This window comes from Stenotrophomonas sp. TWI700 (assembly GCF_039673645.1).
GTDB lineage: Bacteria > Pseudomonadota > Gammaproteobacteria > Xanthomonadales > Xanthomonadaceae > Stenotrophomonas > Stenotrophomonas maltophilia_AA.
Genome location: NZ_JBDJMB010000002.1, coordinates 1 through 22,401, shown reverse-complemented (window position 1 = coordinate 22,401; position 22,401 = coordinate 1). Strand labels below are relative to the sequence as shown.

Genomic DNA, 22,401 nt, shown 5'->3' with positions numbered 1-22,401 from the left:
AATTTTAGCCCAGAAGCCAGCCCGATCCATTGAACCGGGCCCCAGCGGCGGCGTTTCCCACGCCGGATCAGGCCGTTCCGGTGCCCATCCAGCCGCGCGCGGCCATCGATACCGGGGCCCCGTCGCCGATCACGACATGGTCGAGCAGCCGGATATCCACCAGCGCCAAGGCCTGCTGCAGCAGCGTGGTGATCCGGCGGTCCTCCAGCGAGGGCTCGGCGCTGCCCGAGGGATGGTTATGGCTGACGATCACCGCCGCCGCGTTGTGCAGCAGGGCGCGGCGGACCACTTCACGCGGGTAGACCGCCGCCGCATCCACCGTCCCGCTGAACAGCTCCTCGCAGGCCAGCGTGCGGTGCTGGTTGTCCAGGAACAGCGCGGCGAACACCTCGTTGGGCCGCGCCCGCAGCCGCTGCTTGAAGTAACGGCCGGCGGCGGCGGGGTCGCGCAGGCTTTCGCCCCGCGCCAGCTCGGCAGCCAGATGCCGATGCGCGAGCTCCAGCCCGGCCACCAGCTTGCAGCTGCGGGCCGGCCCAAGGCCGGGCAGCGCCGCCAGCGCGCTGGCCGGCAGGTCAAGCAGGTTGCGCAGGGGGCCGTGGGACTGCAACAGATCGCGGGCGGTTTCGACCGCATCCCGGCCGCGCAGGCCTGAGCCGAGGAAGATCGCGAGCAGTTCGGCATCGGACAGGGCGCCGGCACCTTGGGCCAGCAGTTTTTCGCGGGGACGCTCGGCGCTGGGCCAGTCTCGGATCGACATGACCCCAGTGTCTGTAGGGGGCGGCGAATCCACCATCGGTGAACCGGGCGCCATCGTGTCGGTAAATGCAGGGCAACGTGCCACGTCGGGCGATTCCTTATGACGAAAACCTGCCTCCTTATGCCGCTGGCGCATCAGGCGGCTTACGGACCATCGGGTAAGCTAATCGCCTCGGTTCGACAGGAACACCCAAGGTGGCTGACTCCCCCCAGGCTTCTCCGGCGGCCGCGCGCCCGTTGGAAGGCCAGAAGCTGTTGTTGTGCGTTGGTGGCGGGATCGCTGCCTACAAGTCGCTGGAACTGGTGCGCCGCCTGCGCGATGCCGGGGCCCAGGTGCAGGTCGCGATGACCGCCGGGGCCCAGCAGTTCGTCACCCCGCTGAGCTTCCAGGCGCTGTCCGGCCAGCCGACCCGCACCACGCTGTGGGACAGCGCGGCCGAGCAGGCGATGGGCCATATCGAGCTGGCCCGCTGGGCCGACCGCATCGTGGTCGCACCGGCGACCGCCGATCTGCTCGCGCGCCTGGCCCACGGCCACGCCGATGACCTCGTCACCACCCTGTGCCTGGCCACCACCGCGCCGCTGACCGTGTGCCCGGCGATGAACCACCGCATGTGGCTGCACCCGGCCACCCAGGCCAACATCGGCCTGCTGCGCGAGCGCGGTGCCCAGGTGATCGGGCCGGAAGACGGTCCGCTGGCCGAAGGCGAGTCCGGCCCGGGCCGGCTCACCGAACCGCACGCGATCGTGGCCGCGCTGGCCGGGCTGCACGCGCCGGCCCCCGCCGAGCCGCCGGCGAGCAGCGAGCTGAAGGGCCTGCGCGTGCTGATCAGCGCCGGCCCCACCTATGAAGACATCGATCCGGTGCGCTACGTCGGCAACCGCAGCAGCGGCAAGATGGGCTACGCCCTGGCCGCCGCCGCCGCCCGCCTGGGCGCGCAGGTGGTGCTGGTCAGTGGCCCGGTCCAGCTGGCCACGCCCGCCGGCGTGCAGCGCGTCGACGTGCGTTCGGCCGCGCAGATGCGCGAAGCGGTGCTGGGTGCGTTGCCGGCCGACATCTATATCGGTGCGGCCGCAGTGTCCGATTACACCCCGCGCCAGATCGCCCCGCAGAAACTCAAGAAGACCGCCGGTACCCAGAGCCTGACCCTGGAACTGGTGCGTACCCCGGACATCCTGGCCGAAGTCGCCGCGCAGACCAACGCGCTCAAGCTGGTGGTCGGTTTCGCTGCCGAGACCCACGACGTGGAGAAATACGCGCGTGGCAAGCTGGTGGACAAGCGCCTGGACCTGGTGATCGCCAACCAGGTCGGGATCAGCACCGGCGGTTTCGAAAGCGATGAAAACGCGGCCACGGCCTACTGGCAGGGCGGCGAACAGGTGTTCCCCGGCACCTCCAAGGCCGTGCTGGCCGAACAACTGTTGTCCCTGATTGCCCAGAGGTTGCACGCATGACCATCGATTCCTCCCTGCAGCCGCTGCAGGTCAAGCTGCTGGACCCGCGTTTCGGCGACGAATGGCCGCTGCCGGCCTACGCCACCGAGCACAGCGCCGGGCTGGATCTGCGCGCCGCGCTGGAGACCGAGCTCACCCTGCAGCCCGGCGACACCGCGCTGATTCCCAGCGGCATCGCGATCCATATCGCCGACCCGAACCTGGCCGCCGTGGTGCTGCCGCGCTCCGGCCTGGGCCATCGCCACGGCATCGTGCTGGGCAACGGCACCGGCCTGATCGACGCCGATTACCAGGGCCCGCTGCTGATCAGCGCCTGGAACCGGGGCCGCGAACCCTTCACCCTGCAGCCCGGTGATCGCATCGCCCAGCTGGTGGTGCTGCCGATTGCACGCGTGGCCCTTCAGGTAGTGGATACTTTCAGCGACAGCGCCAGGGGAACGGGTGGATTCGGCCATACCGGGGTGCGCTGACAGGGGAGCGTCATGAGCAAGGCGAAGGCGGAAGGACGGCCGCGGTTGACCACAGGGCGCTCGGTGCCGCTGTTGGCCGTGCTGCTGGTGCTGTTGGCGGTCTGGTTCGGGTGGAGCGGTGTGCGCCAGTGGCGCCAGGCCGCCGTGGGTGCGGAGCTTGAGCAGTCGCGCGACCGTGTGGTCGAGGGCCTGCAGACGGCCCTGACCGGGCAGCTCGGCAAACTGGCCACGCTGCTCAAGACCGAGCGCGTTGCAACTGCACTGGCCAGCGGCAACGCCCAGGCGGCCGCCGTCGCCATTCGCGAAGGCTGGCCGGGCGTGGAGGACGTCCAGATCCTCACCGCCGATCTGGATGTGGCCTACGCCGATCCGAAGGCCTTCGGTTACTCGCGCCTGGCGCTGCTCGAAGCGGCCATCGCCGATAACGCGCCGGTCGCCCGCGTGGTGCGTGATGCCGGCGGGCAACGTCTTGGTCTGGCGGCGGCGGTCGATCTCGGCCCGCAGGGCGCGGCCGTCGTCTATATCCGCCAGCCACTGCTGCGCCTGACCGGTGTGTTCGACAAGGTCGCCGTGCCGGGCGACGGTTACCTCGCCCTGCGCCAGGGCAGTCACAACGTCGTCGAACAGGGCAGCCGCGGGCTGTCCGGCGGCGCTGAAGCACTGGCGCGCCCGATCGGGCGCAGTGGGCTGCGTCTGTCCGCCGCCGTGCCGGATATCGAACCGGGTCCGTTGGGGCTGGGGGCGATCCCCAGTGCGATCGTCGCCGCGTTGCTGCTGTTGATCGCCGGGCTGCTGGTGCTGGGCAAGGGCAAGGTGCCGTTGCCGCGCCGCCGCGGTACCGCCGAGAGCGCCACCGACAGCGGCCCGACCCTGAGCGAAAGCCTCGCCCAGGCCACGCTGGCGGCGGCCGCCGTCGAGCGCATTGACGAAGCGACGCCGCCACCGCCGTCCGTCCCGGGCGAGGCCGTCGCGGCCGAGATCTTCCGCGCCTACGACATCCGCGGCGTGGTCGGCCGCGAGCTGACCCCGAAGGTCGCCGCCCTGATCGGCCAGGCGATCGGCTCGGTACTGCAGGTCCAAGGCCTGCGCGACATCGTGGTCGGCCGCGATGGCCGCCTCTCCGGCCCCGAGCTCACCGCCGGGCTGATCGAAGGCCTGCGCCGCGCCGGCTGCAACGTCACCGACATCGGCCTGGCGCCGACCCCGGTGGTGTACTTCGCCAGTTACCACCTGCGCGCGGGCAGTTGCGTGGCGGTGACCGGCAGCCACAATCCGCCCGATTACAACGGCTTCAAGATCGTGGTCGGTGGCGAAACGCTGTCCGGCGATGCGATCACCGAGCTGTACCACCGCATCCGCGATGGCCAGCTGCACGTGGCGTCCGAGCCGGGCAGCTTCCAGACCCGCGAGGTCAACGCCGATTACATCCAGCGCATTGCCGATGACGTGCAGCTGGACCGCCCGCTCAAGGTGGTCGCCGATGCCGGCAACGGGGTGGCGGGCGAGCTCGCCCAGCCGCTGCTGGAGGCGATCGGTGCCGAAGTGATTCCGCTGTACTGCGATGTGGACGGCACCTTCCCCAACCACCATCCGGACCCGAGCGATCCGGACAATCTGGAAGACCTGATCCAGACCGTGAAGCGCTTTGATGCGGACCTCGGCCTGGCTTTCGATGGCGACGGCGACCGCCTCGGCGTGGTCACCGGCGAAGGGAAGATCATCTACGCGGATCGTCTGTTGATGCTGTTCGCCGCTGACGTGCTGATGCGCAACCCGGGCGCGCTGGTGATCTACGACGTGAAGTGCAGTGGCAAGCTGTCCGACTACGTGCTGCGCAACGGCGGCAGCCCGCTGATGTGGAAGACCGGCCATTCGCTGATGAAGGCGAAGATGCGCGAGACCGACGCCGAGCTGGCGGGCGAGATGAGCGGGCACTTCTTTTTCAAGGAGCGCTGGTTCGGTTTCGACGACGGCCTGTACGCCGCCGCGCGTCTGCTGGAGATCCTGGCCCAGCGCGAGGAGACGCCGTCGGAGGTACTCGATGAACTGCCCGACAGCGTGTCGACCCCGGAGCTGAAGGTGCCGGTCGATGCGGGCACGCCGCATGCCCTGGTGTCGCTGTTCGTGTCGTCGGTGCAGGTGGAGGACTCGCCGTTCGCTGGCGCGCGCCTGTCCACCATCGACGGCCTGCGTGCCGACTTCCCCGATGGCTGGGGCCTGGTGCGTGCATCGAACACCACCCCGGTACTGGTGCTGCGTTTCGAGGCCGATGACGAGGCCGCGCTGGAGCGCATCAAGGCGCTGTTCCGCGCGCAGCTGCAGCCGTTGCTGCCGGGTGTGGCGCTGGGCTTCTGATTTGCGTGGGTACCGACCAACGGTCGGTACCTACCCTGGCGATCAGCGGTACTACCTTGCATCCACGCCACGCGCATGGACATCCACGTCATGCACGTGTAGATCCACGCCATGCGTGGATGCCTCTGATCACCCCTTGAACCGCAGACCCACGCCGGGCTCGGTGAACAGATACCGCGAATCCAGCGCGGAATCGCCCAGTTTGTGGCGCAGCTTGCCGACCAGGATGCGCAGGTAATGCGTATCGTGCTGGTGCGTCGGCCCCCAGATGTCCTGCAGGATCTGCGGCTGGGTCACCACCCGCCCGGCATTGCGCAGCAGCAGTGACAACAGCGCGTACTCCTTGCGCGTCAGCGCCACCGGCGCACCGTCCAGCATCACCTCGCGCCGGACCAGGTCGATATGCAGGTGCCCATCGTCGAACTGCGGCAGCACGCCCTCGCTGGACACCGTGCGCGAGCGCAGCAGCCCGCGCACGCGCGCCATCAGCTCCTGCGTGCCGAACGGCTTGGTCACGTAGTCGTTGGCGCCGGCATCCAGCGCACGCACCTTCTCGGTCTCGCTGGCCCGTACGGTCAGCATGATCACCGGCACCTGGCTCCACTGGCGCAGTTCACCCAGCACCTCATGGCCTTCCATGTCGGGCAGGCCGATATCCAGAATGATCAGGTCCGCCCCTTCGCCGACCAGCGCTTCCAGCCCGGCCTGGCCGGTCGCGGCCTGGGACACGCGGTAGCCCTGCGCGCGCAGGCTGATCTCCAGGAAGCGCCGGATCTGCGCTTCATCATCGATCACCAGCACGCGCGCCGGGGGCACGCCGTGGGAAGCCTCAGGAATCGTCGTTGTCATCGGCAGGGTGGGGATGCAGCAGGGGCAGGGTGATGCGGATCAGGGTACCGCGTCCGTCGCGCCCCGGCAGCGCCTGCACGCTGCCGCCATGGGCGCCGATCATGCCCTGACAGATGGTCAGGCCCAGCCCGGTGCCGTGCCGGCCCCGGTCGCCGCGCTCCACGCTGTAGAACATGTCGAAGATGCGCGCCCGCTCTTCGTCGGGAATGCCGGGGCCGGCGTCGAGCACATCGATGCGCAGCTCGCCTTCGACCAGCCGCGCCTGCACTTCCACTGCCGCGCCTGGGGGAGAGAATTTGGCCGCGTTCTCCATCACGTTGAACACGGCCTGCTCGACCAGCGCAGGATGCACCCAGATCGGGGCCAGCGCAGCCGGAATATCCAGCTTGAGCAGTACATCGGGCTGATAACGCTGCAGGCGGCGCGCGGCCGAGCCGACCAGCTCATCCACGCCGATCCAGTCGCGGTTGATCTGCAGGCCGTCATGGCCGAGCCGGGTCATGTCCAGCAGGTTCTGGATGTAGCGGTCCAGGCGCTCGCCTTCGACCAGGATGGTGTCCAGCAGGGCGCGGCGGTCGCTGGCATCCATCGCATCGGCATAGCTGGAGAGACTGTCGGCCGAGCCGATCATCGCCGCCAGGGGCGAGCGCAGGTCATGCGAGACCGAGGACAGCAACGCCGAACGCAGCCGCTCGGTCTCGTTGCTCACATGCGCTTTCTCCAGATCGGCCACCAGCTGGGTGCGCAGCGCAGCCTGCGCGATATCGTCCACCATCGCCTCGGCCAGCTGGCGCTGCTCGGGCGTCAACCGTGGGGCCTCGCGCGGGAAGCGCATGCCGGCCACGCCGATCGCGCGGTCGTCGCCGTCCAGCAGCGGCAGGAACCACCAGCCGGCGCCGGCCAGCGTATCGGTGAAGCGCCCGCTGGGCTGGCCATGCCGGTGTGCCCAGTCGGCGGCGGCCAGATCGGTGTCGCCCGGTGCGGCGCTGCCACTGGCGCTGGTGTACTGCCCGATGCGCAGCCACGCCGGCGCATCCATCGCCTGTTCCAGCGCTTCGCGGCCGGCCTGCGCGACCTGCTCGTTGCTGGGCGCGCTGGCCAGCTGCCGGCCGAGTGCCTGGCGCGCATGCGCGTGCCGGTTGGCGGCGCGCAGGGCCACCACCTGCATACGCAGGCGCGAGGCCAGCCGTCCTGCCACCAAGGCAGCCACCAGGAACAGGAAGACCGTGATCACGCCCTGGCGCGCGCTGATCGCGAACGTGAAGCGCGGTGCGATGAAGAAGAAGTTGTAGGCCAGGAAGCACAATGCGGCCGCGATCACCGCCGCACTGGTGCGGCTGCGCGCGGCGACCATCACCACCGCCACGATGAACACCATCGAGAGGTCGTACAGTCCGATCCAGCGCTCGGCCACCAGCGCCACCAGGCACGCGGCCGCGGTGGCGCCCAGCGCCAGCAGCGCATCCTTGCCGGCACTGCGGCTGGGAAGGGACAGCCCGGACCGGCGTGCCCGCGCGCGCGCCTGCGGCGTGCCGATGATGGTGATCTCCAGATGCGCGCCGCGCCGGATCAGCTGTTGGGTCAGCGTGCGGTTGAGCATGCGCGCCAGCGGGCGCTCCCGCGTGCGCCCCAGCACCAGCGTCGACACGCCATTGTGTGCGGCATGGTCGAGCAGCGCATCGGCAATGCTGGAGCCATGCAGCAGTTCGGCCTCGCCCCCGAGGCGCCGGGCGAGGGCGAAGGCGGCATCGATCTCGCGCCGGGTCTGCTCGTCGTGCGCGCGCGCCTGCACCGTCACCACCGTCCACGGCGCATCGCGCCGCTCGGCGATGCGCCGACCGACCCGGACCAGGTACTCGCTCTGGCCACCCCCATCGATCGCCACCAGCACACGGCGGCGCAGCGGCAGGTTGCCTTCGCCGCGCGCGGCCCGGGTCTCGCGCAGGCTGCTGTCCACGCGGTCGGCCGCTTCCTGCATGGCCAGCTCGCGCAGCGCGGTCAGGTTGGCAGGCGAGAAGAACGCCTGCAGCGCCTGCGCGGCCTGTTCGGGCACGTAGACCTTGCCCTGCTGCAGCCGCTCGATCAGCTCGCGCGGCGGGAGATCCACCAGCACGATGTCATGCAGGCGGTCGAGCACCGCATCGGGCACCGTCTCGCTGACCCGCACCCCGGTGATGCGCATGACCACGTCATTGAGGCTCTCCAGATGCTGGATGTTGACCGTGGTCCAGACATCGATGCCGGCATCGAGCAGCTCCATCACGTCCTGCCAGCGCCGCTCATGGCGACTGCCCGGCACGTTGCGGTGCGCCAGCTCGTCGACCAGCACCAGCGCCGGGCGACGCGCCAGCACCGCATCCAGGTCCATCTCGTCCAGCGCGTGCTGTTGATACTCGCGCTGCAGCAGCGGCACCTGCGGCAATCCCGCCAGCAGCGCCGAGGTCTCGGCGCGGCCGTGGGTTTCCACCAGCCCGATCACCACGTCCACCCCGCGGCGCAGTTGTTCGTGCGCGCGGGTGAGCATGCTGAAGGTCTTGCCCACGCCCGGTGCCGCACCCAGGAACACGGTGAGCTTGCCGCCGGCTTCGCGCTGCAGGCTGTCGGCCAGGGCATCGGCCTGGCGGGTACGGGAATCGCTCATGGGCGGGGATTGTGCGCCCGGGACGGTACGCAGCGCATCAACGCGTTCCGTAGAGCCGGGCGCTGCCCGGCTGCCCATCCTGCGTATCCAAGGCCAGGTTCAACGTCATCACGTTCACCCGTGGCTGCCCGAACACGCCCCACTGCGGCCCCAGCGTGTGCGCCTTCACCAGCGCGGCCACCTGGTCCACCGGCAGCCCACGGCTGCGCGCCACACGCGCGATCTGCACCTGCGCCGCCGCCGGCGACAGCTCCGGATCCATGCCCGCGCCGGACTGGGTGACCAGATCGCCCGGCACCTGCGCGGCTGGCACGCCCTCGCGTGCGGCCACTGCGGTGATGCTGGCCTGCACGCGTTCCTGCAGGGCCGGGTTGCTGCGCGCCATGTTGCTGCCGGCGGCCGCCATCGGGTCGTAGTTGGCCGCCGACGGTCGCGCCTGGAAGTAGCCATCACCGACGAACGGTTGCGCGATGAGCTTAGAGCCGCGCACCTGCCCATCGCGGAGCAGCAGGCTGCCATCGGCCTGCGCCGGAAACAGCACCCGGCTCACGCTGGTGGTGGCCACGGCATAGGCCAGGCCGAGCAGCAGCAGGCTGCTCGCGCCGAGCACGAGGGCCGGGCGCCAGCTGCTGTTCTGCTGCAGGTGGGTGGAGGCGGCAGCGCGGCCGCGCGCCGGACGGGGAACAGAAGTAGCAAGCGAGCGGTTCATGCGCCGAACACCGAGACAAGGAAGAGGTCGATCAATTTGATGGCCGCGAACGGCAGCAACACACCGCCGAGCCCGTACACGAGCATGTTCCGGCGCAGCAGCGCGGTCGCCGTGGCCGGGCGGAAGCGCACCCCGCGCAACGCCAGCGGGATCAGCGCCGGAATCACCAGGGCATTGAAGATCAGCGCCGCCAGCACCGCATTGCGCGGGCTGGACAGGTGCATCACGTTCAGCGCCGCCATCGCCGGCAGGGTCGAAGCGAACAGCGCCGGCAGGATCGCGAAGTACTTGGAGACGTCGTTGGCCAGCGAGAAGGTGGTCAGCGCACCGCGCGTGATCAGCTGCTGCTTGCCCACTTCAACGACCGCCAGCAGCTTGGCCGGATCCGAATCCAGATCGACCATGTTGCCGGCTTCCTTGGCGGCCTGGGTACCGGAGTTCATCGCCAGGCCGATGTCGGCCTGGGCCAGCGCCGGGGCATCGTTGGTGCCGTCGCCGACCATCGCCACCAGGCGTCCGCCGGCCTGCTCGGCACGGATGCGGGCGAGTTTGTCTTCCGGGCGGGCCTCGGCGATGTAGTCGTCCACACCGGCCTCGGCCGCGATCGCGGCGGCGGTCAGCGGGTTGTCGCCGGTGATCATCACCGTGCGGATGCCCATTGCCCGCAGCTGCGCGAACTTCTCGCGCATGCCGTGCTTGACCACGTCTGACAGCTCGATCACGCCCAGCACGTGGCGGCCCTCGCACACCACCAGCGGCGTCGCACCGTTGCGCGCCACCTGTTCCACGCGTCCCGCCAGCTCCGACGGCACCGTACCGCCCAGTTCACGCACATACGCGGTGATCGCATCGGAGGCGCCCTTGCGGATGCGGCGGCCGCCGTCCAGATCCACGCCGGACATGCGGGTCTGCGCGCTGAAGGCCAGATACTCCGCGCGGTCCGGCTCGGCGGTGGTGCAGCCCTGCTCACGCGCCAGCCGCACCACCGACTTGCCTTCCGGGGTCGGGTCGGCCAGCGAGGACAGCAGCGCCGCCTCGCGCAGCTGGCTGGCATCGATACCGGCCAGTGCATGGAAATGCGTGGCCTGGCGGTCGCCGTAGGTGATGGTGCCGGTCTTGTCGAGCAGCAGCACGTCCACGTCGCCGGCCACTTCCACCGCCTTGCCGGATTTGGCCAGCACGTTGGCGGCCAGTGCGCGGTTCATGCCGGCAATGCCGATGGCCGGCAGCAGCCCACCGATGGTGGTGGGGATCAGGCACACCAGCAGCGCGATCAGCAGCAGCGGATCGACCTGCACGCCAACGAACGCCCCGATTGCCGGCAGCGTCGCCACCACCACCAGGAAGGTCAGCGTCATCGCCGCCAGCAGCAGGGTCAGGGCGACCTCGTTCGGGGTCTTCTGGCGGTTCGCGCCTTCCACCAGCGCGATCATCCGGTCCAGGAAGCTGTGCCCCGGCTCGGCGGTGATGCGCACGATGATCTGGTCGGAAAGCACCTTGGTGCCGCCGATCACGCCGCTGCGGTCGGTGCCGGCCTCGCGCAGCACGGGCGCCGATTCACCGGTGACCGCAGCTTCGTTGATGGTGGCCAGGCCCTGCACGATCTCGCCATCGGCCGGAATCAACTCGCCGGCACTGACGATCACATGGTCGCCCGGGCGCAGCTCGGCGGCCGGCACCTGGGTTTCGCTGGCGCCGGCATGCGCGGCGGCCAGCCGACGCGCGCTGAGGTCCTGGCGGGCACGCCGCAGCGAGGCCGCCTGGCCACGGCCACGCGCTTCGGCGACGGCCTCGGCGAAGTTGCCGAACAGCACGGTCAGCAGCAGGATCGCGGTGACCGCCAGGCCGAAGCCCAGCGGTGCATTGCCGGTCACCGTGACCAGCGCGCTGACCACGGTGCCGACCATCACCACGGCCATCACCGGGCTGTGCAGCAGATGGCGCGGCGAGAGCTTGATCACCGCATCGCGCAGGGCGCGGCGCCAGCCGGCGCCATCGAGCAGGCGCTGGCGGCGGTGGGAAGAAACGTTCAACGGATACGTACTCATGGAAGGAGGTCTCAGTGCTGCGTCAGCGACAGGTGGTCGGCGACCGGGCCCAGCACCAGCGCCGGCATGAACTGCAATACGGTGAGGATCACGATCAGCGCGATCAGGGTCAGCGCGAAGGTCGGGGTTTCAATCTGCAGCGTGCCGGCCGATTCCGGTGCACGCCGCTTGGCCGCCAGCTGCGCGGCCACGATCAACGGGATCACCAGCACCGGGTAGCGGCCCAGCAGCAGCACCAGGGTGCAGCTCAGGTTCCACCACACCGTGCCATCGCCGAGGCCTTCAAAGCCCGAGCCGTTGTTGGCGAACGCCGAGGTGTACTCGTAGAACACCTGGCTGATGCCGTGGAAGCCGGGGTTGGAGGTGCCGGTGATCGACGGGATCGCCAAGGTCAGCGCGGTGAAGCCCAGGATCGTGATCGGCTGCAGCAGCACCAGCAGCGCGAGCAGGCGCACCTGCGGCGTCTCCAGCTTGCGACCGAACAGTTCCGGGGTGCGGCCGGTCATCAGCCCGGCCAGGAACACGCCCAGCAGCAGGTACACGAAGAACTGCTGCAGACCGCAGCCGATGCCGCCCCAGATCGCACTGATCAACATGTTGACCATCGGTACGGCGCCGGCCAGCGGGCTGAGCGAATCGTGCATGCCGTTGACCGAGCCGTTCGAGACCTGGGTGGTGATCGCCGCCCACATGCCCGTTCCATCGGCACCGAAGCGCACTTCCTTGCCTTCCATCAGCAGCGGGCTGGCCGCGGTGGCCGAATGGCCTTCCAGCCACATCGTGGCCGCGACCGACACACTGGACATCGTCAGCATGCAGCCGAACACCAGCCCGGCCAGGCGCCTGCGCCCGGTGAACGCGCCGAGCATGAAGATCACACTGATCGGGATCAGCAGGATGCCGATCAGTTCCAGCGCGTTGGACAGCGGGGTCGGGTTCTCCAGCGGCATGGCGCTGTTGGGGCCATACCAGCCACCGCCGTTGGCACCCAGTTGCTTGGCCGCGACCATCGCCGCGACGGGGCCGAGCGGCAGCTTCTGCGTCTCCATGCCGGCCGCGGCATCGATCGGCGTCGCCTGCGGACCGGCCGCCAGCGTCGAGGGCACGCCCTGGCTGGTCAGCAGGACCGCCCACAGCAGGCACAGCGGCAGCATGAAGCGCACGCTGGCGCGCACCACATCGGCGTAGTAGTTGCCCACATCGACGCGACGGTCCGCGCTGAGCAGCGCGGCCTCTTCGGCCGACACGTCCTCGGGACGCGCGCCGAACAGCGCACGCAGAGTCGCCACCGCAAGTGCCAGACCCATCATCGGCGTCACCACCTGCAGGCCGGTGATCGCGGTCATCTGCGAGAAGTAGGACAGCTGCGCCTGGCCCGAATAGTGCTGCTGATTGGTGTTGGTCAGGAACGACACCATCGTGTGCAGCGCGGTATCCCAGCGCATGTTGGGAATCTGGTCGGGATTGAACGGCAGCCAGGCCTGGGTCATGAAGACCGCCTGCACCAGCACCGCGATCACCACGTTGCTGAGCAGGAAGGCGCCCACGTAGCCACGCCAGGACATACCGCGCGCCGGGTTCACCCCGAGCAGCCGGTACAGCGGTTTTTCAATCCACCCGAACAGCGCGTCGCCGCGCATCGGGCCACCGCGCATCACCCGGGCGAGATACAGCCCAAGCGGAAAGGCCAGCACGATGCTGGCCAGCAGGATCAACAGGATCTCGGTCATGGTCGGCTCCGGTCAGAAGGTTTCGGGCCGAAGCACGACGTAGAGCAGGTAGGCGGCGGCAACGAGCACCAGCACGCCGCACAGCAGGGAAAGCCAGGCAGACATGGTCGTGGCCTCAAACGCGGGAAAGGGAGCGCGCGGTGCTCGGGGCACCGGCGGGGAAGACAGGCAGATACAGGCTCATGGGACGTCCAGGTGGAACCACTCCACGTCAGGCGCTCATGGTCTGCCTGCCCGGCATAAACGCTCCACGCCCCAAACCGGCGCCCCGCGTAAAAAGTGCATAAAAAGGTGCTTCGCCTCATGGATCGGAGCGCCTCATTCCACGGCAATGCAGATGCGCACGGCCGTGTACGTCTGGCCTGGGAACTCCGCCGGAGGGTGGATCCGGTGGCGTCTCCGCTCAGGTTTGTCGCGAGCGTGAGGGCCCCGCAGCGGTGGGCAGGCCCCTCGGCAAATGTCCCCCGGCCGCCGCCTGGCGGCGACGGCCTCCTCCTTGATTTTGCCCAGGAGCCTACCCACCGCTACAGGGCTCGCGTGTGGTGCGCGTGCTGCAACCCAGGGTTTTCAGGGGCGCCAGTGGTCTGGATACGCGGGGTGCTATGCCCTTGTGGGCGAAATCAAGGAGGAGGGGACGGCCGCAGGCCGGCACCGGGGGACATTCGCCGACAAGGGCATAGCGGCCCAGCGCCCGACCCATCGACCGCCGCACTTGAGAACGTCCAGAGCGCTTCACACTTGCCGCGAGGACAACAACAAAAAAGGCGGCCCAAAGGCCGCCTTCGCTTCAACGCCATCGCACAGCCGCCATTACCCGCGCGGATCGGTGCCCACGCCCTTCAGCAACCGATAACGCTGCAGCGTGCCCTCGATCTCCACGTCCAGTGCGCGGCGCTGCTGCTCGAACGAGGCCTGCATGCGCCGCTGCGTCACCAGCTCGGCGTGCCGCGCGCGGATGCGCTCGGCCTGCTTCTCCGACACCGGCTGCCCATCCAGTTCGCGGTTGCCCGCGCCGGCCAGCAGCGTGACCAGCGCATCGCGCACGCTGGCCACGTTGTAACTGGCGGTGTGGATGTTGTTGTCCAGGATCCCGCTGCGCTCGGCGAACACCCGGCGCAGGTCGTCCTCGCTCTCGTACGTCGCCAGCATCGCCTGCTCGGTGCGCTGGCGGGTCTGCTCGGCGGCCAGGTCCAGGCGCTGCTGCGCAGCCTGCGCCGCGACATCGGCGCGTTCCTCGTCGGTCAACGCGCGCTGCACTTCGCCACTGCGCATGCCGCTGCGCAGGTTGAACTCCTCGCGTGCGTTGTTCACCGCCTCCTGGGGCAGGGCATCACTGCAGATCCGCTCGCTGCCCTTGTTCCAGCAGTACAGCTTTTTCGGCGTCGCGTCAGCCGTGCGCTTCTGCGCGTGGGCAGGCAACAGCGGCACGGCCAGCAGCAGGCCGACAACGGTGAACGTGGCAAACCTGGACATGAAAGCCCCCTGCTCTCAACGCGTAGGACGGCTGCCGTAGCGGGAACGATAGTCCTCCAGCGGCTGCCGGTAGCCCACAAGTTCCGGATTTCCGGAGGCAAAATCAAGCAGGTCGGCCAGCGTGGCCACCGCGACCACCGGAATCCCGGCTTCTTCGGCCACGGCCTGCGCGGCGGAACGGGGGTCGGTCTCCGAAGCGATCTCCTGGCGGTCCAGCGCCACCACGATGCCGGCCGGGGTGCCGCCAGCGCCCTTGATGATCGCCAGCGCTTCGCGGATCGCGGTGCCGGCGGTGATCACGTCGTCGACGATGAGCACGCGCTTGCCGTTCATGTCGGCGCCGATCAGGTTGCCGCCTTCGCCATGGTCCTTGGCTTCCTTGCGGTTGAACGACAGCGGCAGGTCGCGGCCGCGCTGGGCGAATTCACAGGCGGTCGCGGTGGCCAGCGGGATGCCCTTGTAGGCCGGGCCGAACACGACGTCGAACTTCAGCCCGGTGGCTTCCACGGCATCGGCGTAGCAGGCCGCCAGCTGGGACATGCGCGCGCCGGAATCGAACCGGCCGGCATTGAAGAAATAGGGGCTCAGACGGCCGGACTTCAGGGTGAACTGGCCGAAACGCAGGGCATCGGCGGTCAGGGCCAGTTGCAGGAAACGGTGGCGATGGTCGCTCATCAAGACTCAATTCAATTCATTTGGAGCGCAAATCCTAATGCATGTCTGCATTTTTCGGCTCGCCGGCCCCTGCGGCCCGGTGTCGCACTGGGTGGCGAGACGATCCCGGGGCGCGCCGGGGCAGGCCACCCGCGTCCGTTTCCAGCCAGCCCCTGCAAGGGCCGAAACGGTATGCTCTTGCCGGTATCGTTCCAGACCCGGGTCAGCATGCGCATCATCAGTTTCAACGCCAATGGCATCCGTTCCGCCGCCACCAAGGGCTTCCTCGAGTGGTTCCGCGCCCAGGACGCCGACGTCCTGTGCATCCAGGAAACCAAGGCCCAGGAAGACCAGCTGACCGACCCGATGTTCCGCCCGGACGGCCACCACTGCTTCTACCGCGACGCCATCACCAAGAAGGGCTACAGCGGCGTGGCGATCTACAGCAAGCGCGAGCCGGACCAGGTGATCACCTCGCTGGGCTGGGCCCCGTTCGACGATGAAGGCCGCTACATCGAGGCCCGCTACGGCAATCTCAGCGTGGTCTCCTTCTATATCCCCTCGGGCAGTTCCGGCGACCTGCGCCAGGGCTTCAAGTACGAAGTGATGGAATGGCTGCGCCCGATCCTGGCCGGCTGGCTGGCCAGCGGCCGCGACTACGTGCTGTGCGGCGACTGGAACATCGTGCGCTCCGCGCTGGACATCAAGAACTGGAAATCCAACCAGAAGAACTCCGGCTGCCTGCCGCCCGAGCGCGACTGGCTCAACGGCCAGTGCGTGGACGCCGATCAGGCGCTGGACCTCGCGGCCGGCCAGGGCTGGACCGATGCCTACCGCCTGCTGCACCCGCAGGGCGAGGACTACACCTGGTGGAGCAACCGCGGCCAGGCCCGCGCCAACAACGTGGGCTGGCGCATCGACTACCAGTTCGTCAGCCCCGGCCTGCGCGACCGCCTGCGCAGCTGCTCGGTCTACCGCGATGAGCGCTTCTCCGACCATGCCCCGTTCACGGTGGACTACGCCCCATGACCGAGGCGGTCGCCAAACCGCGCCGTCCCTGGCAACGGGTGCTGGCCAACCTGCGCCAGCGCAAGGTGCTGGCTATGCTGCTGCTGGGCTTCAGCTCCGGCCTGCCGATCTACCTGGTCGGCAACACGCTCGGCTTCTGGATGCGCAAGGAAGGCATCGAGCTCACCACCATCGGTTTCCTGTCGTGGGTTGGCCTGGCCTACTCGATGAAGTTCCTGTGGGCGCCGCTGGTGGACAAGGTCAACGCCCCGCTGCTGGGGCGTTTCGGCCGCCGCCGTGGCTGGATGCTGCTGTCCCAGCTGGTGGTGGCCGTGGCGCTGGTGGGTATGGCGCTGGTCCAGCCCAAGGGCGGTCACTTCATCTTCCTTGGCGTCGCCTGGGAACACTTGGTGGTGTTCGGGGTCATGGCCACCGTGGTGGCGTTTGCGTCCGCAACGCAGGACATCGTCATCGATGCCTGGCGCATCGAGATTGCCGAGAACAGCGAACAGCTCGGGCTGCTGACCTCCTCGGCAGCGCTGGGCTATCGCACCGCGTTGCTGGTTACCGATGCGCTGATCCTGCTGATCGCGGCCCGCGTTGGCTGGCAGATTTCCTATGAAATCATGGCCGGGCTGATGGCATTGGGTGTCGTAGCCGTGGTGATGGCAAGAGAGCCGGTGCGCGCGCAGCTGGCGGTGCAGACCCAAGCGGCTGCGTTGTGGACGCCGCGCGGCCTGTTCGACGCACTGGTTGGCCCGTTCGTGGCCTTCCTGCGCGAACACCGCAGTGGCGCGATCCTGATCCTGCTGGCCATCAGCATCTACCGCATGGCTGACTTCATCATGGGCCCGATGGCCAACCCGTTCTACGTGGACCTGGGGCTGGCCGAGGAGACTGTGGGCGCGGTGCGCGGCTCGGTCGGGCTTGTGGCCACCTTCATCGGCATTGCCGCTGCCGGCCTGGTATCGGTGCGCTGGGGCGTACTCGCCACCTTGCTGGTCGGCGCGGTGCTAGGCCCGGCCTCCAACCTCGCTTTCGCGTGGCTGGCCTATGTCGGCCCGGACCCGACCAGCTTCGCCATCGCCATGGCCATCGACAACATCTCCGGCGGCTTCGCCGGCACGGCGTTGATTGCCTACATGTCCAGCTTGACCAGCATCGGTTACACCGCCACCCAGTACGCCTTGTTGAGTTCGTTCTACGCAATGCCGGGCAAGGCATTGAAGGGACTCTCCGGCTGGGCGGTGCAATCGCTGGCTCAGGGCCGCACCCTCCTGGAGGGGTATGCGCTGTTCTTCACCGGCACCGCGTTGATCGGCATCCCCGTAGTGATTCTGTGTGCGTTGTTGATTCGGCAGCAACGCCGACGCACCCCGGCAATCTGAGGCTCCGTTGCCGGCCGCCCCCCACTGCGCCATGATCTATCTCGTTGTGCCGTGGGGACGGCATCACGCCAACGGGGAGAACGATGGCTGATCTACTGCTGCGGGATGTGGACCCGCTGTTGCTGGAACGTATCCGCCGGATCGCGGTCGCCCGCGGCTGGACCCGCGAGGACACCTGCATGGCGCTGCTGGAACAGGGCCTGTTCGCCAGCGAACTGGAGGTCCGCAGCGGCTTCCACGATCCCGAGGTCGACGCGCTGGCCGCTGCCATCGCGGCCCTGCAGGCGTTGCCGGACGCGCAGGGGCTGTAACGGCGGCAAGCACCGACCGGCGCATCGGCGAGCACAGCCGCCGGGCAGCGCCCGCCGCCGTGGCCCCTCAGGCCGGGTGGATCGCCCCGAGAATGCGCGGTCCCCGCGCGCCACTCACGCTCGGCAGGTTGCCCGGCAATCCGGCCAGGGTGCGCTGCGCGAGCCACGCGAATCCCATCGCCTCCAGGTAATCCGGATCCAGCCCGTGCACCGCGCTGGATTCGATCACCACGCCCGGCAGCCGCGCACGCAGGCGCCGCAGCAGCTGCGGATTGCGCACGCCACCGCCGCAGACCAGTACCCGCGTCGCGCCCGGCAGATGCGCCAGCAGTGCATCGGCCACCGTCGCGGCGGTCAGCTCCAGCAGGGTCGCCTGCACGTCCGCGCCGGAGACCTGCCCCTCGCCCAGCTGCGCCTGCGCCCAGTCCAGGTGGAACTGCTCGCGCCCGGTGCTCTTCGGCGGTGGCAGCGCGAACCAGGGATCGGCCAGCCAGCGGGCCAGCAGCGCCGCATCGACCTGGCCACTGGCGGCGAACGCGCCATCCGCATCGAACGGTGCGCCGCGATGGCGCTGGCACCAGGCATCCATCAGCGCATTGGCCGGGCCGGTATCGAAGCCGCGCGGTGTCCCGTCGCGCGGGATCAGGGTGAGATTGCCGATGCCGCCCAGGTTGAGCACGGCACGGTCTTCATCGCTGTCGCCCAGCATCGCCAGGTGGAAGGCCGGCATCAGCGGCGCGCCATGCCCGCCGGCGGCCACATCGCGGCGGCGGAAATCGGCCACGGTGGTGATGCCGGTGAGTTCGGCGATGCGGTTGGCGTCGCCGATCTGCATCGTGAAGGCGGGATCGGCCAGCGGCCGGTGGCGCACGGTCTGCCCATGCGAGCCGATCGCGTGCACCCGGGTACGGTCGACCCGCGCGCTGTCCAGCAGGCGGTTGGCGGCCGCGGCGAAGGTGATCCCGACCTGGGCATCGAGCCGGCCGAGCGCGTCCAATGAGGTGATGGTGCCGCCCTCTCCTAGCGCGATCAGCTCGGCGCGGATCGCCGGATCCCAGTCGTGGGTCAGGCCTTCGACAAAGCGGCAGCCGCCCTCGGCGGGGAACTGCACCAGCGCGGCATCGATGCCGTCGGCGCTGGTGCCGGACATCAGGCCCAGGTAGAGCGGGGTAGTGGGATCAACAGCAGAGGTCATGGCCAGGCGGTCCAACGGGTTGCGTGCAGCTTCCGCGCAACCCGTTGCCGCCGTCAATCAATGCGATCAGCCGCGATTGGACTTGACCGGCTTGCCGGCCTTCGCGGTGGCGGTATCGGCGGCCTTGGCCTCCGGTGCCGGGCTGGCATCGGCGTAGATCAGCTTCTCCATGCCCTGGATGCGCGCCAGCGCCGGGGCGGTCTGCGCACGGAAGGCGGCCAGCTCGGCGCCCTGCAGCGGCTCCGGCGGCGGCATCGTCACCGACAGCGGGTTGCGGTGCACGCCGTTGACGCGGAATTCGTAGTGCAGGTGTGGGCCGGTGGCCAGGCCGGTCGAGCCGACGTAGCCGATCACCGTGCCCTGCGCCACGCGCTGGCCGGTCTTGATCTTGCCGAACCGCGACATGTGCCCGTACAGGGTGGTGTGGCCGCGGCCGTGGTCCAGGATCACCACGTTGCCGTAGCCGCGCTGGGTCCCGGCGAACTGCACGCGGGCATCGCCGGCGGCCATGATCGGGGTGCCGGTGCGCGCGGCGTAGTCCACGCCCTTGTGCATGCGCATCTTGCCCAGCACCGGGTGCTTGCGCGCGCCGAAGGTCGAGCTCAGGCGCGCGAACTGGATCGGCATGCGGATGAAGCTCTTCTTCAGCGGCCGGCCGCTGGCATCGAAATACTCCGACTTGCCGTTGCGGTCGAAGCGGAAGCCGCTGTAGGTCTTGCCGCCCGAGCTGAAGGTCGCCGCGAGGATCTTGCTGGTGTCCACCTTCTCGCCTTCGCGCCAGGTTTCATCCATCACCACGCTGAAGCGGTCGCCCGGCTGCAGGTCCTTGGAGAAGTCGATGTCGTACTTGAAGATCTCGTCGGTCATCGTCGCGATCGCCGAGGGCGACAGGCCCGCCTTGCGCGCGGCGGCATACAGCGAGCTGGTGATCTCGCCACTGGCGACCACGCGGCGGGTCGAGCTCTCGCGCTTGCTCACCGTTTCGGTGATCTTGTCGCCGGCCAGGGACAGCTCCACGCGGTTGTCGGCATCGCGGTCGAAGCGGATCGTGCGCAACTCACCGGACAGCGGCAGGTCGAAGGCGATCTCCGCGCCGGGGCGCAGCTTGGTCAGCGATTCGCGCACGCCCGGGTGCTCCAGCACCTGGTGCATCACCGTGGCCGGGATGCCGGCCTGGTCGAACAGATTGCTCAGGGTCTGGCCGCGCTGCACGCGCAGCACCTGCCAGCTGTCGCCCGGGGTCTGCTGCTGGCGTTCCAGCGACAGCGGCGGCAACGGCAGCGCCAGGGTCGAATGGCTGACCGAGTAGGGCGAGTCGATGGTGTGCGAGAAGCCGGGGACGATCGTGGCCACCAGGGCGCCGATGGTGGCGAACAGGCTGGCGTGCATCCAGTGGCGGCGGGTCCAGCGCTGGTTGAAGGCCGCGGGAAGATGCTGTTTGAGCTTCCGATGGAGGGCGGTGTCGTGGAGGACGTGGAGACGTTCCTTGAAGCGCTGCTTGCGCGCGCGGCCTTGATCGGAATTGAGCATCGTCGGTCTGTTCCTGGCTGGCCCGGGAGCGCGGGCCCAAACGTCGGTAACATAGACAGGTATAAATACCGCGTCAAACCCTTGTGCCTATTGGCTTTTGTGAAGCACCTGCGGTTAACTTGTACTTAACGTCATTCATATAAATAAGGCATTGCCGGGAGTTGTCACGTGTCCTCGATTGAAGAAGCCATCGCCCTGATCGGGCGGGGCGCCGATGAAATCCTCAAATCCGACGAGCTGCGCCAGCGTCTGGAAAGCGGCCGCCCGCTGCGGGTCAAGGCCGGCTTCGACCCCACCGCCCCGGACCTGCACCTGGGCCATACCGTGCTGCTGAACAAGCTGCGCCAGTTCCAGGACCTCGGCCACCAGGTGATCTTCCTGATCGGCGACTTCACCGGGATGATCGGCGACCCCTCGGGCAAGAACGTCACCCGCAAGCCGCTCACCAAGGAAGATGTGCTGGCCAACGCGCGTACCTATGAAGACCAGGTCTTCAAGGTGCTGGATCGCGAGAAGACCGAAGTGCGCTTCAACTCGGAGTGGTTCGGCAAGATGGCCGCGGCCGACATGATCCGCCTCGCCGGCCAGCACACCGTGGCGCGCATGCTCGAGCGCGACGATTTCGCCAAGCGCTATGCCGCCCAGCAGTCCATCGCGCTGCATGAGTTCCTGTACCCGCTGGTGCAGGGCTATGACTCGGTCGCGCTGGAAGCGGACGTCGAACTCGGCGGCACCGACCAGAAGTTCAACCTGCTGATGGGCCGTGGCCTGCAGGAGCACTACGGGCAGAAGCCGCAGATCGTGCTGACCATGCCGCTGCTGGAAGGCCTGGATGGCGTGGCCAAGATGTCCAAGTCGCTCAACAACTATATTGGTATCAGCGAACCGGCCATCGACATCGTCACCAAGACCATGAAGATCGGCGACGACCTGATGTGGCGCTGGATCGAGCTGCTCTCCTTTGATATCAGCCAGGCCGAAGCCAAGGCCCTGCGCGAGCAGGTCGAGGCCGGCGGCTTGAACCCGCGCGAGGTGAAGCTGCGCCTGGCCCGTGAGCTGACCACGCGCTTCCATGACGCCGCTGCGGCCGAGCAGGCCATTGCCGGCTGGAACGCCGCCGTCACCGGGCAGGGCGATGTGACCCTGCTGCCGCTGCAGGAAGTGGTCATTCCGGCCGAGGGCCTGCGTATTGGTGCACTGCTGACCGCTGCCGGCCTCACCCCGAGCAACTCCGAGGCCTCGCGCAAGCTCAAAGAGCGTGCGGTGAAGGTGGACGGCGAGGTGGTGGACGACGCCCAGCAGGTGTTCGTGCCTGGTTTCGAGGGCCTGCTGCAGGTCGGCAAGCGCACCTTTGCTCGCGTGCTGCTGGTCGCCGCCTAAGTGGCACAAGGGGTTCGGGCGATCCGGACCCCTTTCAGCATGAATGGGAGGGCGGCAACGTGAAAAAATGTCACGTACCCCCTTCACAAACGGCCCCGATAGGGACATACTTTCCCTCCCCCGACGCAGGGGCCACCGCAAGGCGGCAACCGCGAAGGAACAGGACTTCAACTACTTCGAAAGAAGGTGTTGACGGAAACGAAAAGCCTGACATAATAGGCGGCTCGCAACGACGAAAGCCTTTCGGGGCAAACGACGAAGCGGCATCGGCAACAACGGTTCACTACGGTGAAGCGGCCTTGAAAAAAGGTGTTGACGAAGCAGATAAGCCGGTCTATAATGGGCGGCTCGCAACGACGGAAACGTCGGGGCACACGGAGGAAGGCGCTGAGGCCGACTCCCAAGTTCTTTGACAGTATGCGCAGGTATCTTGTGAAGGCGCCTGCAGG

At 68.4% G+C, this 22,401-nt stretch carries 18 protein-coding genes; 7 read left to right on the top strand and 11 right to left on the bottom strand.

Going from position 1 to position 22,401, the window contains the following annotated elements:
• Positions 1-67 precede the first annotated feature (67 nt).
• Positions 68-757 (bottom strand): DNA repair protein RadC, encoded by a 690-nt coding sequence (gene radC, locus ABE473_RS01905; RefSeq protein WP_346478396.1) that lies wholly within the window; start codon positions 755-757, stop codon positions 68-70.
• Between the two features lie 194 nt (positions 758-951).
• Between radC and coaBC the strand changes: the two genes are divergently transcribed.
• From coaBC to ABE473_RS01890, 3 genes are read left to right on the top strand one after another with little or no spacing between them, the layout of a single operon-like run.
• A complete protein-coding gene (gene coaBC / locus ABE473_RS01900; RefSeq protein ID WP_346478395.1) occupies positions 952-2,211 on the top strand; it encodes a bifunctional phosphopantothenoylcysteine decarboxylase/phosphopantothenate--cysteine ligase CoaBC in 1,260 nt (419 codons plus the stop codon).
• Complete coding sequence (gene dut, locus ABE473_RS01895) at positions 2,208-2,681, top strand: dUTP diphosphatase (protein WP_176990955.1); 474 nt, start codon at positions 2,208-2,210, stop codon at positions 2,679-2,681. Before coaBC ends, dut begins: the two co-directional genes overlap by 4 nt.
• Before the next feature lie 12 nt (positions 2,682-2,693).
• Complete coding sequence (locus ABE473_RS01890; RefSeq protein ID WP_346488300.1) at positions 2,694-5,036, top strand: phosphomannomutase/phosphoglucomutase; 2,343 nt, start codon at positions 2,694-2,696, stop codon at positions 5,034-5,036.
• Between the two features lie 129 nt (positions 5,037-5,165).
• Here ABE473_RS01890 and ABE473_RS01885 read toward each other — a convergent pair whose 3' ends face one another.
• The 8 genes from ABE473_RS01885 to pyrE all read right to left on the bottom strand — a co-directional run bounded on the left by ABE473_RS01885 (position 5,166) and on the right by pyrE (position 15,161).
• On the bottom strand, positions 5,166-5,885 hold the full coding sequence (locus ABE473_RS01885) for a response regulator transcription factor (RefSeq protein WP_346488299.1): 720 nt from the start codon (positions 5,883-5,885) through the stop codon (positions 5,166-5,168).
• Positions 5,866-8,526, bottom strand: coding sequence for a sensor histidine kinase KdpD (locus tag ABE473_RS01880; RefSeq protein WP_346488298.1), 2,661 nt, complete (start codon positions 8,524-8,526; stop codon positions 5,866-5,868). The genes ABE473_RS01885 and ABE473_RS01880 overlap by 20 nt, the downstream gene beginning before the upstream one ends.
• A gap of 37 nt (positions 8,527-8,563) precedes the next feature.
• Entirely contained in the window at positions 8,564-9,235 is a 672-nt protein-coding gene (kdpC, locus tag ABE473_RS01875) for a potassium-transporting ATPase subunit KdpC (protein WP_346488297.1), read from the bottom strand.
• Positions 9,232-11,283 carry a potassium-transporting ATPase subunit KdpB gene (kdpB, locus tag ABE473_RS01870; protein ID WP_346488296.1) on the bottom strand — a complete coding sequence of 684 codons (2,052 nt, stop codon included), beginning with the start codon at positions 11,281-11,283 and terminating at the stop codon, positions 9,232-9,234. Before kdpB ends, kdpC begins: the two co-directional genes overlap by 4 nt.
• A gap of 11 nt (positions 11,284-11,294) precedes the next feature.
• Positions 11,295-13,013 (bottom strand): potassium-transporting ATPase subunit KdpA, encoded by a 1,719-nt coding sequence (gene kdpA, locus ABE473_RS01865; protein ID WP_346488295.1) that lies wholly within the window; start codon positions 13,011-13,013, stop codon positions 11,295-11,297.
• A 12-nt stretch (positions 13,014-13,025) separates the two neighbouring features.
• Entirely contained in the window at positions 13,026-13,118 is a 93-nt protein-coding gene (locus ABE473_RS01860; RefSeq protein WP_019183961.1) for a potassium-transporting ATPase subunit F, read from the bottom strand.
• 705 nt (positions 13,119-13,823) lie between these two features.
• Positions 13,824-14,486, bottom strand: a complete 663-nt coding sequence (locus tag ABE473_RS01855) for a hypothetical protein (RefSeq protein WP_346488294.1) — start codon at positions 14,484-14,486, stop codon at positions 13,824-13,826.
• A gap of 15 nt (positions 14,487-14,501) precedes the next feature.
• Complete coding sequence (gene pyrE / locus ABE473_RS01850; protein WP_176987761.1) at positions 14,502-15,161, bottom strand: orotate phosphoribosyltransferase; 660 nt, start codon at positions 15,159-15,161, stop codon at positions 14,502-14,504.
• A gap of 207 nt (positions 15,162-15,368) precedes the next feature.
• Between pyrE and ABE473_RS01845 the strand changes: the two genes are divergently transcribed.
• From ABE473_RS01845 to ABE473_RS01835, 3 genes are all read left to right on the top strand, one after another.
• Positions 15,369-16,169 carry an exodeoxyribonuclease III gene (locus tag ABE473_RS01845; protein WP_176987762.1) on the top strand — a complete coding sequence of 267 codons (801 nt, stop codon included), beginning with the start codon at positions 15,369-15,371 and terminating at the stop codon, positions 16,167-16,169.
• Positions 16,166-17,536, top strand: a complete 1,371-nt coding sequence (locus ABE473_RS01840; RefSeq protein ID WP_346488293.1) for an MFS transporter — start codon at positions 16,166-16,168, stop codon at positions 17,534-17,536. Before ABE473_RS01845 ends, ABE473_RS01840 begins: the two co-directional genes overlap by 4 nt.
• A gap of 83 nt (positions 17,537-17,619) precedes the next feature.
• Positions 17,620-17,847 (top strand): hypothetical protein, encoded by a 228-nt coding sequence (locus ABE473_RS01835; RefSeq protein WP_179460420.1) that lies wholly within the window; start codon positions 17,620-17,622, stop codon positions 17,845-17,847.
• 67 nt (positions 17,848-17,914) lie between these two features.
• Here the strand turns inward: ABE473_RS01835 and ABE473_RS01830 are convergent, their stop codons facing one another.
• Complete coding sequence (locus ABE473_RS01830; protein ID WP_346478387.1) at positions 17,915-19,042, bottom strand: anhydro-N-acetylmuramic acid kinase; 1,128 nt, start codon at positions 19,040-19,042, stop codon at positions 17,915-17,917.
• Between the two features lie 66 nt (positions 19,043-19,108).
• Positions 19,109-20,572, bottom strand: coding sequence for a peptidoglycan DD-metalloendopeptidase family protein (locus ABE473_RS01825; RefSeq protein WP_176987766.1), 1,464 nt, complete (start codon positions 20,570-20,572; stop codon positions 19,109-19,111).
• Positions 20,573-20,740: 168 nt separating this feature from the next.
• On the opposite strand from ABE473_RS01825, the gene tyrS reads away from it, so the two are divergent.
• Positions 20,741-21,952, top strand: a complete 1,212-nt coding sequence (gene tyrS, locus ABE473_RS01820) for a tyrosine--tRNA ligase (protein ID WP_346488292.1) — start codon at positions 20,741-20,743, stop codon at positions 21,950-21,952.
• Positions 21,953-22,401: the final 449 nt, after the last annotated feature.

Excerpts from the sequence above, each read along its gene's own strand:
- radC (WP_346478396.1), bottom strand. The coding sequence starts at position 757 with ATGTCGATCCGAGACTGGCCCAGCGCCGAGCGTCCCCGCGAAAAACTG.
- dut (WP_176990955.1), top strand. The coding sequence starts at position 2,208 with ATGACCATCGATTCCTCCCTGCAGCCGCTGCAGGTCAAGCTGCTGGAC.
- ABE473_RS01890 (WP_346488300.1), top strand. The coding sequence starts at position 2,694 with ATGAGCAAGGCGAAGGCGGAAGGACGGCCGCGGTTGACCACAGGGCGC.
- ABE473_RS01885 (WP_346488299.1), bottom strand. The coding sequence starts at position 5,885 with ATGACAACGACGATTCCTGAGGCTTCCCACGGCGTGCCCCCGGCGCGC.
- ABE473_RS01880 (WP_346488298.1), bottom strand. The coding sequence starts at position 8,526 with ATGAGCGATTCCCGTACCCGCCAGGCCGATGCCCTGGCCGACAGCCTG.
- kdpC (WP_346488297.1), bottom strand. The coding sequence starts at position 9,235 with ATGAACCGCTCGCTTGCTACTTCTGTTCCCCGTCCGGCGCGCGGCCGC.
- kdpB (WP_346488296.1), bottom strand. The coding sequence starts at position 11,283 with ATGAGTACGTATCCGTTGAACGTTTCTTCCCACCGCCGCCAGCGCCTG.
- kdpA (WP_346488295.1), bottom strand. The coding sequence starts at position 13,013 with ATGACCGAGATCCTGTTGATCCTGCTGGCCAGCATCGTGCTGGCCTTT.
- ABE473_RS01860 (WP_019183961.1), bottom strand. The coding sequence starts at position 13,118 with ATGTCTGCCTGGCTTTCCCTGCTGTGCGGCGTGCTGGTGCTCGTTGCC.
- ABE473_RS01855 (WP_346488294.1), bottom strand. The coding sequence starts at position 14,486 with ATGTCCAGGTTTGCCACGTTCACCGTTGTCGGCCTGCTGCTGGCCGTG.
- pyrE (WP_176987761.1), bottom strand. The coding sequence starts at position 15,161 with ATGAGCGACCATCGCCACCGTTTCCTGCAACTGGCCCTGACCGCCGAT.
- ABE473_RS01845 (WP_176987762.1), top strand. The coding sequence starts at position 15,369 with ATGCGCATCATCAGTTTCAACGCCAATGGCATCCGTTCCGCCGCCACC.
- ABE473_RS01840 (WP_346488293.1), top strand. The coding sequence starts at position 16,166 with ATGACCGAGGCGGTCGCCAAACCGCGCCGTCCCTGGCAACGGGTGCTG.
- ABE473_RS01835 (WP_179460420.1), top strand. The coding sequence starts at position 17,620 with ATGGCTGATCTACTGCTGCGGGATGTGGACCCGCTGTTGCTGGAACGT.
- ABE473_RS01830 (WP_346478387.1), bottom strand. The coding sequence starts at position 19,042 with ATGACCTCTGCTGTTGATCCCACTACCCCGCTCTACCTGGGCCTGATG.
- ABE473_RS01825 (WP_176987766.1), bottom strand. The coding sequence starts at position 20,572 with ATGCTCAATTCCGATCAAGGCCGCGCGCGCAAGCAGCGCTTCAAGGAA.